The sequence below is a fragment of the uncultured Granulicatella sp. genome (assembly GCF_963528195.1).
Lineage (GTDB): Bacteria > Bacillota > Bacilli > Lactobacillales > Aerococcaceae > Granulicatella.
Genome location: NZ_CAURVN010000027.1, coordinates 1 through 16,984, shown reverse-complemented (window position 1 = coordinate 16,984; position 16,984 = coordinate 1). Strand labels below are relative to the sequence as shown.

The 16,984-nt window shown below is 32.9% G+C and carries 15 protein-coding genes; 2 read left to right on the top strand and 13 right to left on the bottom strand.

What is annotated here, in order from left to right; genetic code table 11:
• From RWR88_RS06720 to raiA, 5 genes are all read right to left on the bottom strand, one after another.
• On the bottom strand, nucleotides 1-133 hold a 133-nt coding region (locus RWR88_RS06720; protein ID WP_314451347.1), incomplete at its 3' end, for an ATP-binding cassette domain-containing protein.
• A 120-nt stretch (nucleotides 134-253) separates the two neighbouring features.
• Nucleotides 254-1,693 carry a hypothetical protein gene (locus tag RWR88_RS06715; RefSeq protein ID WP_314451345.1) on the bottom strand — a complete coding sequence of 480 codons (1,440 nt, stop codon included), beginning with the start codon at nucleotides 1,691-1,693 and terminating at the stop codon, nucleotides 254-256.
• A gap of 283 nt (nucleotides 1,694-1,976) precedes the next feature.
• A protein-coding gene (prfB, locus tag RWR88_RS06710; protein ID WP_314451343.1) for a peptide chain release factor 2 occupies nucleotides 1,977-3,090 on the bottom strand; the annotation gives its coding sequence in 2 pieces (ribosomal slippage) (nucleotides 1,977-3,032 and nucleotides 3,034-3,090; 1,113 coding nt in all).
• 59 nt (nucleotides 3,091-3,149) lie between these two features.
• A complete protein-coding gene (secA, locus tag RWR88_RS06705; RefSeq protein ID WP_314451341.1) occupies nucleotides 3,150-5,591 on the bottom strand; it encodes a preprotein translocase subunit SecA in 2,442 nt (813 codons plus the stop codon).
• A 159-nt stretch (nucleotides 5,592-5,750) separates the two neighbouring features.
• Nucleotides 5,751-6,299, bottom strand: a complete 549-nt coding sequence (gene raiA, locus RWR88_RS06700; protein ID WP_314256196.1) for a ribosome hibernation-promoting factor, HPF/YfiA family — start codon at nucleotides 6,297-6,299, stop codon at nucleotides 5,751-5,753.
• Between the two features lie 363 nt (nucleotides 6,300-6,662).
• On the opposite strand from raiA, the gene RWR88_RS06695 reads away from it, so the two are divergent.
• Nucleotides 6,663-7,757: a glycerol dehydrogenase gene (locus RWR88_RS06695; protein WP_314451339.1), complete on the top strand. Its 1,095-nt coding sequence runs from the start codon at nucleotides 6,663-6,665 to the stop codon at nucleotides 7,755-7,757.
• Nucleotides 7,758-7,949: 192 nt separating this feature from the next.
• Complete coding sequence (locus RWR88_RS06690) at nucleotides 7,950-8,330, top strand: hypothetical protein (protein ID WP_314451337.1); 381 nt, start codon at nucleotides 7,950-7,952, stop codon at nucleotides 8,328-8,330.
• A 72-nt stretch (nucleotides 8,331-8,402) separates the two neighbouring features.
• Here RWR88_RS06690 and RWR88_RS06685 read toward each other — a convergent pair whose 3' ends face one another.
• From RWR88_RS06685 to RWR88_RS06650, 8 genes are all read right to left on the bottom strand, one after another.
• Nucleotides 8,403-9,077: a hypothetical protein gene (locus RWR88_RS06685; protein WP_314451335.1), complete on the bottom strand. Its 675-nt coding sequence runs from the start codon at nucleotides 9,075-9,077 to the stop codon at nucleotides 8,403-8,405.
• Nucleotide 9,078: 1 nt separating this feature from the next.
• Nucleotides 9,079-10,419: a helicase-related protein gene (locus RWR88_RS06680; RefSeq protein ID WP_314451333.1), complete on the bottom strand. Its 1,341-nt coding sequence runs from the start codon at nucleotides 10,417-10,419 to the stop codon at nucleotides 9,079-9,081.
• Nucleotides 10,420-10,552: 133 nt separating this feature from the next.
• Nucleotides 10,553-12,340, bottom strand: coding sequence for an oligopeptide ABC transporter substrate-binding protein (locus RWR88_RS06675; RefSeq protein ID WP_314077002.1), 1,788 nt, complete (start codon nucleotides 12,338-12,340; stop codon nucleotides 10,553-10,555).
• A 202-nt stretch (nucleotides 12,341-12,542) separates the two neighbouring features.
• Nucleotides 12,543-12,785 (bottom strand): acyl carrier protein, encoded by a 243-nt coding sequence (acpP, locus tag RWR88_RS06670; RefSeq protein WP_006703534.1) that lies wholly within the window; start codon nucleotides 12,783-12,785, stop codon nucleotides 12,543-12,545.
• A 120-nt stretch (nucleotides 12,786-12,905) separates the two neighbouring features.
• Nucleotides 12,906-13,823: an ATP-binding cassette domain-containing protein gene (locus RWR88_RS06665; RefSeq protein WP_314451331.1), complete on the bottom strand. Its 918-nt coding sequence runs from the start codon at nucleotides 13,821-13,823 to the stop codon at nucleotides 12,906-12,908.
• A complete protein-coding gene (locus RWR88_RS06660) occupies nucleotides 13,816-14,859 on the bottom strand; it encodes an ABC transporter ATP-binding protein (protein WP_314451329.1) in 1,044 nt (347 codons plus the stop codon). The genes RWR88_RS06665 and RWR88_RS06660 overlap by 8 nt, the downstream gene beginning before the upstream one ends.
• 9 nt (nucleotides 14,860-14,868) lie before the next feature.
• Nucleotides 14,869-15,849 (bottom strand): ABC transporter permease, encoded by a 981-nt coding sequence (locus tag RWR88_RS06655; protein ID WP_314451327.1) that lies wholly within the window; start codon nucleotides 15,847-15,849, stop codon nucleotides 14,869-14,871.
• A complete protein-coding gene (locus tag RWR88_RS06650) occupies nucleotides 15,849-16,793 on the bottom strand; it encodes an ABC transporter permease (protein WP_314451325.1) in 945 nt (314 codons plus the stop codon). Before RWR88_RS06650 ends, RWR88_RS06655 begins: the two co-directional genes overlap by 1 nt.
• Nucleotides 16,794-16,984: the final 191 nt, after the last annotated feature.

Sequence of the window (16,984 nt, the reverse complement as noted above, 5' to 3'; positions counted from 1 at the left end):
TAAATGTAGATTTTCCTGCACCTGATGGGCCTACAACATATACAAATTCTCCGTCTTGAATTCTTACAGATAAATTATTAACGGCTAAAATACCTTTTCCATATTTCTTTGAAACATTCATCATTTCAATCATTTGCTCACCAGCTTTCTCTAATCATAGTATATGTCTTATCCATTATACCATTTTTCAGATGACATTCTATTGACAGCATATTACAAAAATATGTCAATTTAACACTGCGAGGTTACTCTACTATACTGAAACTTGATGATAAAGTTGTGTCAGATATAATAATAAATATTGCAAGTTCTCCTCTTTTATTAGATGAGGAGATAAAAACTTTTCATCCACACAAAACGAAGATAAAGTTTGATTTCTAAAATGATTTAATAATGGTTTAAAAGGATGATCATAATGATCATTTAACATCCCTCGTTCAAAGGCAGTTAATATAATTCCAATTCTTACTAATGAAATCCCTACTCCTTCTAACAGGTGTTGAACTATTCTCAATTTAATTTCTAACACATTAAAAGAAGTCTTACCAAAATATTCAACTATTAATTCCTGCCATTTTATTAGCAATTCTCTTGAAGTAATTTCTCCATCAATCCACTTTTCCTCCAATTCATACCCTATCATATCAATTAAAAACAATTGGAAGACATTAATATTGGATAATGAGATAGGATTTCTTCTAATTGCTAAATAATTTTTTAATAAAATATTATAAATTTCTTCAGCACTCCCTATTCCCACAAAAAATTTTTCAATCATCTTAGAAAAATCAATAGAAATAATGGGGATGAGAGTAGCATAACAACTAAAAGCTTGCTTTTCGTAACTTTTAGATTCTTCTGTTTTTTCATTTTTTAACGGTTTTTCTAAAATTTTAGAATAAACTTCACCTAATAAGGTTAAAAATTCAAATAAAGAAACTGAAAAAGAGTGATATGGGGATAAATTAATAAGGAATTTTTGATTGATTTTGATAATCTTTGCTTTTTGAGTAAATTCTACTTTAACGTTATAAGAATGGATTAAACTACTAAATTGATTTAAAAAGAAATTAAAGAAATAAAACGCTTGTTGCTCTGTAATTCTCAAATCAGAGACACTTGCATTTGTTGGAATTGTTTGAGATAAAAGATAGGATTGATAAAAACGGATGATTTTTTCTCGATATTTTTTTAATTGTCCACAACACGAGTATACAAATTCCTCGCCATACATATTCGTTAAAAAATCTTTATATTTAGGAGATTGAAGTTGAAATTTTTCTACAAAATAATTTGAATAAAACAATCTGAGACGATCTAAATCTTGCTCGAACGATACCTCGAATTGATTTGAATTTAAAGACTCCTTCCATTTGTCTTTTAATTCATCTTGTACTACGTTATAACTTTTCCCGAAAAATTTCTCAGCATATTTATCTTTTAAATAATAATCGGAAATTTTTTGAATTTTCCTTTGTTCATTAGGAGTTAACTCGTCCAAATGATTCATAAAATACTGATAAATCATCAATGAACTTTGAGACCTCATATACTTATCCATAAACTCAAATCGAATAATATGAATATCCTGATTCCTTTGATATTTTTCCAAGCTCTCATACGATTGAATTAATTCTTCAATCATATCCATTGTATCCAATAATCCACGAAGTTCACTAACTGCATATTGCATTCCCAAAAACCCCCTTTTTTATCTTATTTTTATTTTACTGCTTTCATCCTTTTAAGACAATTATTTTTTCTATTTTTCCGTACTTTTTTCCGAAAAAATAAAGTTGTTTAGATATAACCCCAAACAACTTTATTTTAATCATTATTCTTAGTAGTATTAGCCATGAGATTCACTTACGAAGCTACTGGCGTCCTCTAGAAACTTTGAGACCCAGGCTCAAAGTTTAGCCATGAAACCGAAGGTTTGCTGGCGTCCTCCTGCTACTATTTCAAAAAGTCAATTTTTATTCTACTTCGCCGGATAGTGTCCATTTTAAGTACGCATCCATAAATGGATCTAAATCTCCATCGATGACAGCACCAATATTTCCTGTCTCATGACCAGAACGCAAATCCTTCACTAATGAATACGGATGGAAAACATAATTCCGAATTTGAGAACCCCAAGCAATATCTTTTTGTTCGCCACGAATTTCAGCTAATTCAGCTGCTTTCTTCTCTTCTTCTAATTGATATAATTTTGTTTTTAACATCGCCATCGCTTGATCCTTATTTTTAAATTGCGAACGCTGCGCCTGACTTTGCGTTACAATCCCAGTCGGAATATGTGTAATACGAACAGCTGATGAAGTTTTATTAATATGTTGCCCACCAGCACCACTCGCACGATATACATCAATTTTCAAATCATCTGGATTAATTTCAATATCAATATCGCCTTCTAATTGAGGCATAATATCAATGGAACAAAACGAAGTATGGCGTTTTCCGGCAGCATCAAATGGAGAAATTCTCACTAAACGATGCACCCCTTTTTCGCTCTTTAAATAACCATAAGCATTTAATCCTTCAATAGATAAAGTCACAGATTTAATACCTGCTTCTTCTCCATCTTGATAATCGACTGTTTCGATGCGATATCCATGTTGTTCAGCCCATCTTGTATACATTCTTAACAACATACTACCCCAGTCTTGTGATTCTGTCCCACCAGCTCCTGGATGAATTTCTAAAATCGCACTACATTTATCATGAGGACCACTTAGTAACATACTCAATTCATATTTTTCTAGTTCTTTTTCTACACTATAAACACGTTCCACTAATTCATCATGAATTTCTTCTTCGGGATCTTCCTTATACATTTCAAATAATAGTTCCACTTCTTCTACTTGCAATTCTAATTGATGAAATGTATCATATACAGCTTTTAATTCATTACTTTTTTGAATGACCATTTGTGCTTTTTCATTATCATCCCAAAATCCAGGTTCAGACATTTGTTGCTCATAAGAAGCAATGTCTTCTTCTAAATGATCTAAGTCAAAGAGACCCCCTATAACTTGTCATTTGCGTACTCATTTTTTCTAATGAATTTCTGATTTCACTAATTTCCATACCATTCTCCTATCTCATTGTAAAAAGGTAGGCTGGACTTTTGCCCAGCCTACTTCTTATTATGCTTGTTCTGGTTCTTCAGTTGGACGATCATGCCCTTGAGCAATCACACTTCTAGCACCTTGCACTTGTTCACGTTGTAAGTTTTGACGAATTTGAGATTTCATCAAGATACGAGTCACATCATAATCAATAGCCGCAATCATTTGTTGGAAACGATTGAAACCTTCTGTTTGATATTCTGTTAATGGGTCGATTTGTGCATATCCACGTAAACCTACACCCTCACGTAATTGATCCATATCATCGATATGATCCGTCCATTTACGGTCAACTACTCGTAAAATAACAACTTTTTCAAACTCAAGCATTTGAGAATCCCCATTTAATTGCTCTTGTTTTTCTTTGTAAATTTCCATTGCTTTCTCATTCAATAGACCTTCGATTTCTGAAGGAGTTTTTCCTTTTAAGTCAGATAATGAAATATCATCTGGATGACAAATTGCATTAGCTGCGAAATCTACTAAGCTTTCTAAATCCCAAGTTTTCTTTTCACCTAATGTATGATTTTCTACCATACGGTGAATTGTTCTACGAATCATTGATTTTGTTACTTTTTCTAATGAATTTTCTTCATTAATAATTTGTAATCTTTGTGAATAAATGATTTCACGTTGTTCACGCATGACTTCGTCATATTGTAATACGTTTTTACGTGTATCATAGTTATTTCCTTCTACACGTTTTTGAGAAGACTCTACTTGACGAGATAACATTTTACTTTGGATGAAGTTGTCATCTCCATTTTCGTCAATATTTAATCTTTCCCAGATTGCTTGCATTCTTTCTCCACCGAAACGTTTCATTAAGTCATCTTCTAATGATAAGTAGAATTGAGTCGCACCTGGATCTCCTTGACGTCCAGAACGTCCACGTAACTGATTATCGATACGACGACTTTCATGACGTTCTGTTCCGATAACACATAAACCACCTAATTCTTTAACACCTTTACCTAACTTAATGTCTGTACCACGACCTGCCATGTTTGTTGCAATTGTAACGGCACCACGTTGTCCAGCCATCATAACGATTTCTGCTTCTTTAAAGTGGTTTTTAGCATTTAATACTTCGTGAGGAATTCCTTCTTGATGTAACATTTGTGAGATTAACTCACTTGTTTCAACTGCTACTGTACCAACAAGAATTGGTTGTCCTTTTTCATGACGTTCTTTAATATCACGAATGACTGCTTTAAATTTACTCTTCAATGATGGATAAATTACATCATGAGCATCGATACGTTGAATTGGACGGTTCGTTGGAATACTAATAACATTCATATTATAAATTTCACGGAATTCTTCTTCTTCTGTTTTAGCTGTCCCTGTCATACCAGATAATTTACGATACATACGGAAGAAGTTTTGGTAAGTAATTGTCGCCATTGTTTTAGATTCATTTTCAACTTCTACACCTTCTTTAGCTTCAATCGCTTGGTGTAAACCATCTGAATAACGACGACCTTCCATAATACGACCTGTAAATCCATCTACGATTTTTACTTGCCCTTCATCTACTACATAATCAATATCTCGAATCATAATGTAGTTTGCACGTAATGCTTGGTCAATGTGGTGAACTAACGCTGAATTATCTATATCATATAAGTTTGGTAAACGGAAAGTTTGTTCCGCTTTATTAATCCCTTCATCTGTTAATGAAATAGATTTAGAAGTTAGATCAATCGTGTAGTCTTCATCTTCTTTCAATGCTTTAACAAAGAAATCTGCACGTTGGTATAAAACTGTAGATTTTTCAGCTTGACCTGAAATAATCAATGGTGTACGAGCTTCGTCAATTAAAATTGAGTCTGTTTCGTCAACTACCGCATAGTTTAATGGACGTTGTACCATTTGTGATTTATACACCACCATGTTATCACGTAAGTAGTCAAATCCTAATTCACTGTTTGTACTATATGTGATATCTGCGTAATAAGCTGCGCGTTTTTCTTCTGGTGATTGTCCAGTTAAGTTTACCCCTACACTTAATCCTAGGAAATTATATAATTCACCCATTTCTTTTGCGTCACGTGTAGATAAGTATTCATTAACCGTTACTACGTGTACACCATCACCTGAAAGTGCATTTAAATATACAGGCATTGTTGCTGTTAAAGTTTTACCTTCCCCTGTACGCATCTCTGCAATATTCCCATTATGTAGAGTAATTCCTCCCATAATTTGAACTTTATACGGGAATAAACCTAGTACACGTTTAGCACCCTCACGTACTAAAGCGAATGCTTCTGGTAATAATTTATCTAATGATTCTCCTGAAGCATATCTTGCTTTAAATTCTTCTGTTTTTACTGGAAAGTCTGCATCACTTAATGCTTCCATTTTACTTTCCAAACTAATTACTTTATCCGCTAATTTTTCAAGTTTACGAACTTCGCGTTTGTTATTTTCAACTAATTGCTTTAAAAAATTTGCCATTCTATGACTCCTTTATTTTATTCTTTCCTAATCATCTCTCTTGCAAATGAGTATACCAATTGCATCTTATTCATTTTACCATCATTATTCAAAATAGAAAAGAAAAAAAGGCAGAGTTGGAAAAATTTTTCCAACTCTGCCTTAAAAAGAAGGTATTTTTTATGCATTTGTTTCAATTAAGCCATATTTTCCATCTTTACGACGATATACAATATGAGTTTCATTTGTTTCAGCATCTTGATAGATAAAGAAATTATGTCCTAACATATTCATTTGTAAAACTGCTTCTTCACTATCCATTGGTTTTAAATCTACTCGTTTTGTACGAACAATTTCTAATACTGATTCATCTTCGTCAACTGGTTCTGGTACAACTGGTGCAACAGGAATATCAAATCCTTTTTCACGAGATTTACGATTAATTTTTGTTTTATATTTACGAACTTGTCTTTCTAATTTATCAATCACTAAGTCGATACTACCATAAAGGTCTCCAGAAGTTTCTTCTGCACGTAAGACTAAGTAAGGAAGAGGAATTGTTACTTCAACTTTTGCTGTTTTTTCAGAATATACTTTCAAGTTAACATGTACGGTTGCATTTGCAACATCACCGAAGTATTTTTCTAATTTTGAAAGTTTCTTTTCCGCATAGTTACGAATTGCTTCTGTAACTTCAATGTTTTCTCCGCGAATATTATATTTGAACATAATAATCTCCCCTTTCATCTGGCTTTGCCAGACTGAAGAAATCTCTTAAGGACCACTCTTAAGAATCCCTTCTTTTGATTTCTTTCTATGCTTAAATTATAAACCTTTTTCTATTTTTTTACAACCGTTTTCAAACATCTTTAAAGAATCATAAACATTTATTTGAACATTTTTAAAAATATAGAAAAATTAGTCGAAATAACATTTAGTTTTTAAAAAAATACATGATTTATTTTGTTAACTTTTTCTCAATACTCGTATAAATTCATTGTAAAATAAGAAATAAACTGATTACTTCTATTGACAGAAACCGTTTTCAGTATTACATTAAAGATATCTTATAACACAAAGGAGTGTTGTTTTATGGAAAAAGTTTTTGCGAGTCCTTCTCGTTATGTTCAAGGAAAAGATGTGTTTAAAACAGGTCTTTCCCATGTTTTAGCTTTAGGAAATCGACTACTTCTTCTATGTGACCCAATCGTTTATGATTTAGTCGGAAAAGAATTAGAAGAAAATTTAGTTGCTGCTGGAGCAACTGTTTATCATGAAAGCTTCAATGGTGAAGCTTCGAACAAAGAAGTTAGTCGTGTAGCTGAAATTGTTAAAGAACATGAATTAACTGTCGTTGTTGGTTTAGGTGGTGGTAAAACAATTGACACTGCTAAAGCAATCGCAGATGACTGTCAATGTCCTGTAGCTATTTTACCAACAGTTGCTTCTACAGATGCCCCAACTTCTGCTTTATCTGTTATTTATTCTCCAGAAGGAGTATTTGAACGTTATCGTTTCTATACAAAAAATCCAGAATTAGTTTTAATTGATACAAATGTTATCGCTCATTCTCCTGTTCGTTTACTAGTTTCAGGAATTGCAGATGCTCTTGCCACTTGGGTTGAAGCTCGTGCAGTGATCGAAGCTCAAGGAAAAACAATGGTAGGAGATACTCCAACAATCGCTTCAGAAGCTATTGCTCGTGCTTGCGAATCTACTTTATTTGAAAATGGTCTTCAAGCATTAGCTGCAGCAAATGCAAAAGTAGTAACTCCTGCTTTAGAAGCTGTTGTTGAAGCAAACACATTATTAAGTGGAATTGGTTTTGAATCTGCTGGTTTAGCTGCTGCTCACGCCATCCATAATGGATTTACAGCATTACATGGAGATATCCATTCTCTAACTCATGGTGAAAAAGTAGCTTATGGTACATTAACACAACTTTTATTAGAAAATCGTCCTAAAGAAGAATTAGATAAATATATTACATTCTACAAAGAATTAGGCTTACCAACTACATTAAAAGAAGTAAAATTAGATACTGTACCATATGAAGATTTACTAAAAATCGGTCGTTTAGCTACACAAGATGGCGAAACAATCCATCAAATGGTCGTTCAATATACTGCTGAAGATGTAGCCAATGCTCTAATCGCTCTTGATCATTACGTGACAACTCGATTTTAATTTTTGAAGAATACATTTTATTCAAAAAATAATACCAATCAACTCAAGCAGATAACTGCTTCTGCTGATTTTTTTGTATATTTCCTAAATAATTCATAACCCCTATATAAATACTTCATTAAACACAGTATAATATAGGTGAAAAATTCAACTAAATTCATTGGAATCATTAAAATTGAACGGAGGGTTATTATGTTAAAAAGAATTATTGCTTCTACTAGTTTGTTATTATATTTATTACTACCTTTTTTCAATATCCAAATGATTAATATATTTTATCCTAATATTTTAAGAAATAATCATACTGCTTTTTTAGGAATATTCATTCTATTTATCTTGAATATTGTATTAACAATTTTAGTCATTACTCAATCAATCAAAACTAATATACTGAAATCTCGTATGATAACAGTTGGAATCTATCTTTTTATAGGATTTCTCCTTCTTGTTTTGATTATTGGAATCCCAAAGAGCTTACAATTTTTTATTCTTACCCAATTGATTACATCCCTTTTTTCATTTGCTTTTGTTTTCGGGGTAATTATTTCTTTAACTGTTTTATCAAAATTTTAAACAGTATCTATATTAAAGTTTAAAAGGAATTAAGTAACTTTAATGACTTAATTCCTTTTTTATTTCATCATATTATCGAAACACCGTAAATAATTTAACGTCTTCTATCCCTTTATCCTGTAATAACTTAGCAGCTAGTCGAATGGTTTTCCCAGTCGTATAAATATCATCAAACAATAAAATTTTATTGGGTAACGGTATCTCTTCTTTCAATACAAAAGGTTGTTGGAGTTTCATTCTCTCTTCTCTTGTCTTTTCAGATTGTTTTTTTCCTTTTCCAATATGTTGAAAGAGTTGCTGATATGGAAGTTTTGAGAGTTCTAAAAGATATTCAACCGATTCAAATTCTCTTTTTTCTAAACTTTGTTTAGACGTTGGGAGTGGACAAATCGTATACCCTTGCTTTAAATATCTCTTCAATGTCTTTTTTAAATCTTCTTGTATTAAAAAGGCTACAGCACAATCTCCTATAAATTTATATCGTTCCATAAATTCTTTTGCCTGTTCATCATAAACATATAATGCTTGATTCATAGGAAAATAAGAATCTATCTCTTTCCAACGAATACAGTCATAACAGAGTGTCGCATCCTCCATTAAGCGCCCACATCCCGGACAAATTGATTCCTTTCCTAACGAGTGAAACAACTGTTGACACTCCCTACAAATCGGTCTTGAATTCCATAGAAATAAAGAACTAATTCCTGAATCTGCTGTTACATCATTTCCACACCATACACAACGCATTTTAGTCACCTTCAATTAATCCTCTTTTTCTAGCTTCTTCATTCAATGATTCGATTTCTTTCTTAGCTTGTTTCATTGCACGACTTATTCCTTCATAAAAATAAACAACTTCTCCCCCTGGATGATCGACACTTCTGCCTACTCTTCCTGCAATTTGTACTAAAACTTCCCTTGTAAAAATTTCTTCTTGAGCTTCTATTACGGCAACATCAATTCCATAAAAAGTAACGCCTCTTTCAAGAATCGTTGTTGTAATTAGAAAATCTAACTTTCCACCTCTCATTAATTGTATCCTTTCTTGTCGCTGTTCCTCTTGAGAGGAAACGCTAGAAAATCTTGCATTTGGAAAAGATCGCCTCATCATTTCTTCCACTGTTGGAATTTGCCCAATCGTTGATACAAATACTAAAAACGGAGTTTTTTCATCGAGTCGCTTCTTCATCCAGAGATTCAACTCTTGCGGAATTTTTTTCTTTTCTAAAGCTCTATCCCAATTTCGTAATTCCTTAAACAGAGGTACAATAAGAGGTTGCTGATGGAATCTTGCCGGTAATAAGGAATACGATAGTTGATGATGTTGAATTTTGTACAATTCCAACTTTGAAGGCGTTGCTGTCATAAAGACTAACCTTCCCGTTGGTTTAACTGCACGATGGACGGCAAATTGTAACATGTCACTATTGGAATAAGGAAAGGCATCTACCTCATCTACAATTATTACATCAAATGCATGATAAAATCTTAACATTTGATGAGTCGTTGCAATAGTAATTGGTGTTCTTTTATATGCCATATCCGTTAATCCATGTAAAACAATCACCTCTTCTAAAGGAAAGGCTTCTTTTATTCTAGGAGCTAATTCATTACAGACATCTATTCTTGGAGCTGCTAATCCAACTCTTCCTCCTGCTTCTAAAACTGTACATATTAATTCAAAAATCATTTCGGTTTTTCCTGCTCCAGTAACAGCCCATACTAAATGTTCCTTATCCGTGACTTTTACTAATTCTTGCGAGAGTTTTTCCTGTTCTTTAGACATCGTATGCTTATAATATAACTGAACAGAATGTGGTGAAAACGCCGGAGTTTTCTCCTCAACAGCAACTAATACGCAACATTCTTTAACTTTCCCCATATTCAAGCATTTTAAACAATAATGACACTTTTTATTGCATATAATACATGGTCCTACTGCAAAGTCTTCCATATTTTGATTACCACAACGATTGCAAATGAAGTTCCCTTTTTCTGTATTGAACCCAGGCAATACTTCTCCCATCTTTTCCAGTCTAGAATCTCTTTGTGACTGAAATCTAACTTGAATTCTACCCTTTTCTTCCATAACCACCCCTCCAATCTTTATATACGAAAAAAACAGTGAAAAAATTCGCTGCTACGATAAAAATGTATAAAAAAACAAACATCCCATTTGGGATGTTTGCTTTATATACGATTAAATTCATTCAAGATGAAGATTATTTAGAAGCGACACCTTTATCAGCTACTAACTCAATTTCTTCCCATCCAGTTGCTTTATCTGGAGTGATATTAACTTTCTTAACACGTTTATTAACAGCTGTTAATTCAAATGTATTGAAACGAGGAATTGCAAATGGGTTTTCTTGAACGTATTGTTGCCATTCTAAGAATAATTGTTTTTTAACATTTTCATCAAATGTTTCATTTGAAGAGATACGTTCTAATAATGCTGTATGTTTAGGTTCTACAAAGTGACCAAAGTTGAAGGCAGCTTTAGGTCCATATAATCCATCTGGAGATGGGTTATAACCGATTGTAAATCCACCTGTCCACATATCGAAGTCATCAGCATATTTTTGTAGTTTTTCAGCATAAGTTTGGAAGTCTAATGTACGACCATTTAATAATTGTACATTTAATCCAACTTCTTTCCACCATGTCAAGTATTGTTGTAATACTGCTTCAGCAGTTTCACTACCTTTAGCAGCTAAGAAGTTAATCACTAATGGTTTTCCTTCTTTATCTTCTACAAGTCCATCGCCATCAACATCTTTATAGCCAGCTTCTTTTAAGATTTCTTTTGCTTTTTCAGGGTTGTATTCAAATCCAGGTACAACGTCTTTTCCTACATATACGCCTTTAAAGAATGGTGATAATAATGTATTAGCACGAACTGATAAACCATGGTAAGTATCTTTACCGATAGTATCATTATCGATTGCATAAGCAACTGCCTTACGTAATGCAACATCATTCATTTTCTTTGAAGGATCAATTACGTGTTCCCCTTTAGCAGCATCAAAATGTCCAACATTGAAACCAGTATAACTAATTGAGTTTGTCATTAATCCTAATAATGAAATATTGTCAAGATCTTTAAATGTTTCATATTGATCAGAAGGCATTCCACTAACGTAATCATAGTGACCAGCTTTTAATTCTGAAACAATTTGTTCACTACTTACAACGTCTAATTTTACATCAATTTTTGGTTGACCTTTATAGTAGTATGGGTTTTTCTCAAAGCTTACAGATTCACCTGGTACAATATTTTTGATTACGAATGGACCGCTACCAACAACTGTTGTACGAGAGTAATCTGATGTAATCATATCTTGATAGCTCATATCTTTAAAGATATGTTTTGGAATTACTAGAGCATTAATCGCTTGTCCCCCAAGTTCAAGTGCTGGATAAACTTCTTTTAAATGAATTTTTACAGTTTGATCATCGATTTTTTCTAAACCTGAAATAGATGATGCTTTTCCTTCGTGGAATTCTTCTACTCCTTCAACATTTAAAAAATCTTCAGAGAAACGAACCCCTTCATAATCTTTACGACTAATCACTTCATAAGTGAAAATATAGTCATCAATGTTTAAAGGTTGTCCGTCTGACCATTTATAGTCACCTTTTTTCAAATGCACTGTAAATGTTTTATTTTCGATGTCTAATTTGTAATCAGCCATCCCTCTACTATTATCGATTTTTTGGTTTGCATCATATTCAAATAAGCTTGAATATGCCATATCTACAACTGCACCGTCACCAGAGTCGATATATAAAACAGGGTTAAATAATCCCTTAAATGGTGAGTTAGATACTTGTGCCACATTTAGTGTCCCACCACTAATTGGCGTACCTTCGTTTACCACTTCTGTTTTAAATCCATCTTCAACAGGTGCTTGTACTGATGAAGTAGATTGTTGTTTGTTACCACATGCCGCTAATGCTAATGCAGCTGTAACGCTAAGAAATCCTGTATATAATTTCTTGTTATTCATATTATCCCTCCTAAGTTAAAAAAACTAATGAATGTTTCGATACTAACACTGTTTATGATGCATTTCAACATTTATTTCATTTTCTAACGTTTTTTTCATCTATTTTTAATGAACTTTCTACATCTATATGTTATAATTATAACCTTTTATAGTTATAGAAAATTTTTACATACAAAAAAACGAGCCTGAGCTCGTTTTTTTCTTATGCTTGTTGACTAACAATATAGTTCACAGCATCTCCAATTGTAACAATTTGTTCCGCATCTTCATCAGAAATCTGAATTCCAAATGCATCTTCTAATTCCATGACTAATTCAACAACATCTAATGAATCAGCACCTAAGTCTTCTTGGAATGTTGTATCTTTTGTAATTTTTAATACATCGACACTAAAACGTTCCGAAATTAATTGAATTACTTTGTCTAATACTTCTTGCTCTGACATTTGTAGTCCTCCTTGTCTAAGCGATTTCTCCCTACACTCCTAATGGATATACTCTTATTTTACTCAAATTTGGCTTTATTGTCTATCATTTCTTTTGAAAGCACTTTATTTTATATAGTACTATAATAAACTGTTTTTCCAAATTTCAGCTTGTTCTTTTGTAGTTAGTACAAAATGTCCTGGAGTAATTTCAAACATTTCTTCTGGTTCATTTTGAATGGTTGGCTCATAAATCACTCTTTTACGATTTCTTTCATATTGAGGATCTGGTAAAGGAATTGCTGATAATAGACTCTTCGTATACGGATGGAATGGTTGATGATAAACAGCATCAGCAGTTCCTAATTCTACGATTTTCCCTTGATACATCACTGCAATACGATCACTAATATATTTTACCATGGATAAATCATGCGCAATAAATAAATACGTTAATTGTTGCTCTTTTTGCAATTGTTTTAATAAATTAACGATTTGTGCTTGAATGGATACATCTAATGCTGAAATTGGCTCATCACAGACAATAAAACGAGGATTTACTGCTAGAGCTCTTGCAATCCCTATTCTTTGACGTTGCCCTCCAGAAAACTCATGTGGGTAACGATTGGCATGTTCTGGATTCAATCCTACCATTTTCAACAATTCGTTTACTTTTGCATCTCTTTCTGCGCGAGTTTTAACGATACCGTGGATATCCATTCCTTCAGCAATAATATCTCTAACTTTCATTCTTCCATTTAAAGAAGCATATGGATCTTGGAAAATCATTTGAGCTTGTTTTCTAAAATCTTTCAAGTCTTTTGTTTTTGTCGGAATTTCTTTTCCATCAAATAAAATTTGTCCGTCTGTTGCATCATTCAATCGCAAAATTGAACGACCTGTCGTAGACTTTCCTGAACCGGATTCTCCAACAAGACCGAAAGTCTCGCCTTCAAAAATTTCAAAACTAATATCATCAACTGCTTTTACAACTTGTTTCGAAGAAGAACCAAAGTAACACTTTAAGCCTTTAACTTCGACTAATTTACGTTTACTCATTTTTCACTCCCCTACTTTCAAATTGTGCCCAGCGTTTTTGAATTTCTTCCGGTGGCTCTACTTTTGGAGCACGTTCATCTAATAACCATGTTGCTGCAGCATGTGTATTCGATACAGCAAACATTGGTGGCATTTCTTCAAAATCAATATCTAATGCATAATCGCTTCTTAGAGCAAATGCATCTCCTTTTGGAGGATTTAATAAATCTGGCGGTGTTCCCGGAATCGTATATAAGGATCCTTCCTCTTCTAAAGAAGGCATTGAGCATAATAATCCCCAAGTATATGGATGTCTTGGATTGTAAAAAATTTCATCGACTAGTCCATATTCCACAATCTTCCCAGCGTACATTACAGCCACTCTATCTGCAACATTAGCTACAACCCCTAAATCATGCGTAATAAAAATAATAGAAGTGCCCTGCTTTTGTTGAATTTCTTTTAATAATTCTAAAATTTGTGCTTGAATCGTTACATCCAATGCAGTCGTTGGTTCGTCCGCAATTAAAATATCTGGATTACATGCTAATGCAATCGCAATAACGATTCTTTGTCTTTGTCCACCAGAAAATTGATGCGGATAATCATTCACTCTTTTTTCTGCATTTGGAATTCCGACTTGTTCTAATAATAGAACGGCTTGTTGCAAGGCTTCTTTTTTCGATAATTTTAAATGCTTGATCATCGATTCTGCCACTTGCATACCAACTTTCATCGTTGGATCTAATGACGTCATAGGATCTTGGAAAATCATCGCAATTTTCTTCCCACGAATTTGTTGCATTTCAGATTCTGATTTTTCTAAAATATTTTCTTGTTCGAAAATAATTTCTCCATTTTCAACTAAAGCATTGGCAGATAATAATTGCATAATGGATCTAGTCGTAACAGATTTACCTGAACCAGACTCACCAACAATCGCTAAAGTTTCTCCTTTTTTCAAGTCAAAATCTATCCCTCGAACCGCTTGAACTTTTCCATCAAATGTTTGAAAGGATACTTGTAAATTTTTTACACTTAAAATTGTTTCACTCATACATTTCTCCTATTCTTTCATTTTTGGATCAAAGGCATCTCTTAATCCATCTGCTAATAAATTAAAACTAATCATTAAAATACATAATACAATCGCTGGGAACCACATTAAGTGTGGTAAAAATCTAAATGTTTTATACCCATCATTAATGAGCGAACCTAATGAAGCATTTGGTACTGGAACCCCAATTCCTAAGAAACTTAAAAATGCTTCAAAGAAAATTGCTGAAGGAATTGAAAACATCGTTTGAATAATAATAATTCCAGCAATATTTGGTAATAGGTGTTTCAATGCAATTTTCCAAAAACTTTGTCCTAATGATTTAGACGCTAACACATATTCTAAATTTTTTAATTTTAATGTTTGCGCACGAACAACACGAGCCATTGTTAACCAACTTGTAACCCCAATGGCTAAAATAATTGTACCGACACCTGGTTGTAAAAATAACAACATTAACACTAAGATAACTAAGTTTGGAATAGCCGTCATAATTTCTAAAACACGTTGCATCACTGTGTCTACACGACCACCAAACCAACCAGAAATCAACCCATATAATACCCCTACTGTTAAATCAAACATTGCAGCAGCAAAGGCAATTAATAATGATAATCTTGTTCCATATAAAATTCGAGATAATAAATCTCTTCCTAAACCATCTGTTCCTAAATAGTAATAAGTCCCTTCAGGAACTCCTGCTTGAGCATATGCATCTACTCCCGCTCTCATCCCTTTAAAAATACCAGGAATTTTAGCTGGTAAATTCGCAAATTGAACATTTTGTTCCAATGGATCATGCGGACTAATAAAAGGAGCTAATAAAGCCAGAATGATAAAGAGAACTACAATTCCTAATGATATAACTGCTCCCTTATTTTTTTTCAATCGTCTCCATGCATCTTGTAAAAAACTTTGAGGAGGAAGTGAAATAGTTTCAACTTGTTCAAAAGACGATGCTACACGTTTAAATGCTACTTTTTCTGTCATTATGAAGCTTCTCCTCCTTGTGTTAAACGAATTCTAGGATCAATGAATCCATATAGTAAATCAACAATTAAAATGGTCACAACAAGTAAAAATGAATACATCATTGTCACACCCATAATCGTTGGATAATCATTTGTTAAAATGGATTTAACAAATTGCTCTCCAATACCAGGAATGGCAAAAATATTTTCAATGACCATTGAACCTGTCATTAAACCAACTAACATTGGACCAGCAATGGTCACTAAAGGAATCAACGCATTACGTATCCCATGTTTCATGACCACTTCCATACGGCTCAAACCTTTTGCACGTGCTAATTCCATATAATCAGACTGTAACACTTCAACCATTTCCGTACGAATAAAACGAGCAGAATCTGCTACTGGAGAAATGGATAATGCTAAAGTCGGTAAAATCGAAGAAATAAACCCTTGATTCCATAATGCAATTGGTAAAATCGGAAAAATAACGCCGAAAACTAATTGTAAAACAACTGCAAATACAAAACTTGGCACTGAACGTCCAATAATTGCAAAGAAAGTTGCTCCAGTATCCACAATTGTATTTTGTTTCATCGCTGCCACTAGTCCAAGCAATGTTCCCATTCCCATCCCGAAAATTAATGCTTGTAAACCAATTTGAAACGATGGGCCTACACGGCTAGATAATAAATTTAAGACCGTTGAATTATATTGGAAAGACATTCCTAAATCTAATCGAACTAAACCACCTAAATAAATGAAATATTGCATCCAAACTGGTTTATCCAACCCATATTTTGCATTCATAATTTGTAATTGAGCATCTGTTAAATTTTCTTCATTCGCATAAGGCGAACCTGGTAATAATTTCATTAAGAAAAACGTGATTGTCGCAATTAAAAACAATGTAACAATCATGTAGAAAATCCGTTTTAAAATATATTTCGTATATTGATTCATGTACTTCCTCCTGAAAATACTCTTCACTTTTTAATAAAGAATGTTTTAACTATCATACTATTTTTAGCTTTTATAATTCAATTATTTTGTTTGAAAAAGTTTGAGAATCTAATGTTCTTAACAAAAAAAGACACATAATGTACTGCACCCCAAAAGTTAGACATGAAAAATCTAACTTTTGGGGTGTTTTT

What these genes read in the sequence shown, in the direction of transcription:
- RWR88_RS06650 (WP_314451325.1), bottom strand. Translation starts at nt 16,793, where the DNA reads ATGAATCAATATACGAAATATATTTTAAAACGGATTTTCTACATGATT.
- RWR88_RS06685 (WP_314451335.1), bottom strand. Translation starts at nt 9,077, where the DNA reads ATGCGTTGTGTATGGTGTGGAAATGATGTAACAGCAGATTCAGGAATT.
- raiA (WP_314256196.1), bottom strand. Translation starts at nt 6,299, where the DNA reads ATGTTCAAATATAATATTCGCGGAGAAAACATTGAAGTTACAGAAGCA.
- RWR88_RS06690 (WP_314451337.1), top strand. Translation starts at nt 7,950, where the DNA reads ATGTTAAAAAGAATTATTGCTTCTACTAGTTTGTTATTATATTTATTA.
- RWR88_RS06665 (WP_314451331.1), bottom strand. Translation starts at nt 13,823, where the DNA reads ATGAGTAAACGTAAATTAGTCGAAGTTAAAGGCTTAAAGTGTTACTTT.
- RWR88_RS06715 (WP_314451345.1), bottom strand. Translation starts at nt 1,693, where the DNA reads ATGCAATATGCAGTTAGTGAACTTCGTGGATTATTGGATACAATGGAT.
- RWR88_RS06660 (WP_314451329.1), bottom strand. Translation starts at nt 14,859, where the DNA reads ATGAGTGAAACAATTTTAAGTGTAAAAAATTTACAAGTATCCTTTCAA.
- RWR88_RS06655 (WP_314451327.1), bottom strand. Translation starts at nt 15,849, where the DNA reads ATGACAGAAAAAGTAGCATTTAAACGTGTAGCATCGTCTTTTGAACAA.
- RWR88_RS06675 (WP_314077002.1), bottom strand. Translation starts at nt 12,340, where the DNA reads ATGAATAACAAGAAATTATATACAGGATTTCTTAGCGTTACAGCTGCA.
- secA (WP_314451341.1), bottom strand. Translation starts at nt 5,591, where the DNA reads ATGGCAAATTTTTTAAAGCAATTAGTTGAAAATAACAAACGCGAAGTT.
- RWR88_RS06680 (WP_314451333.1), bottom strand. Translation starts at nt 10,419, where the DNA reads ATGGAAGAAAAGGGTAGAATTCAAGTTAGATTTCAGTCACAAAGAGAT.
- acpP (WP_006703534.1), bottom strand. Translation starts at nt 12,785, where the DNA reads ATGTCAGAGCAAGAAGTATTAGACAAAGTAATTCAATTAATTTCGGAA.
- RWR88_RS06695 (WP_314451339.1), top strand. Translation starts at nt 6,663, where the DNA reads ATGGAAAAAGTTTTTGCGAGTCCTTCTCGTTATGTTCAAGGAAAAGAT.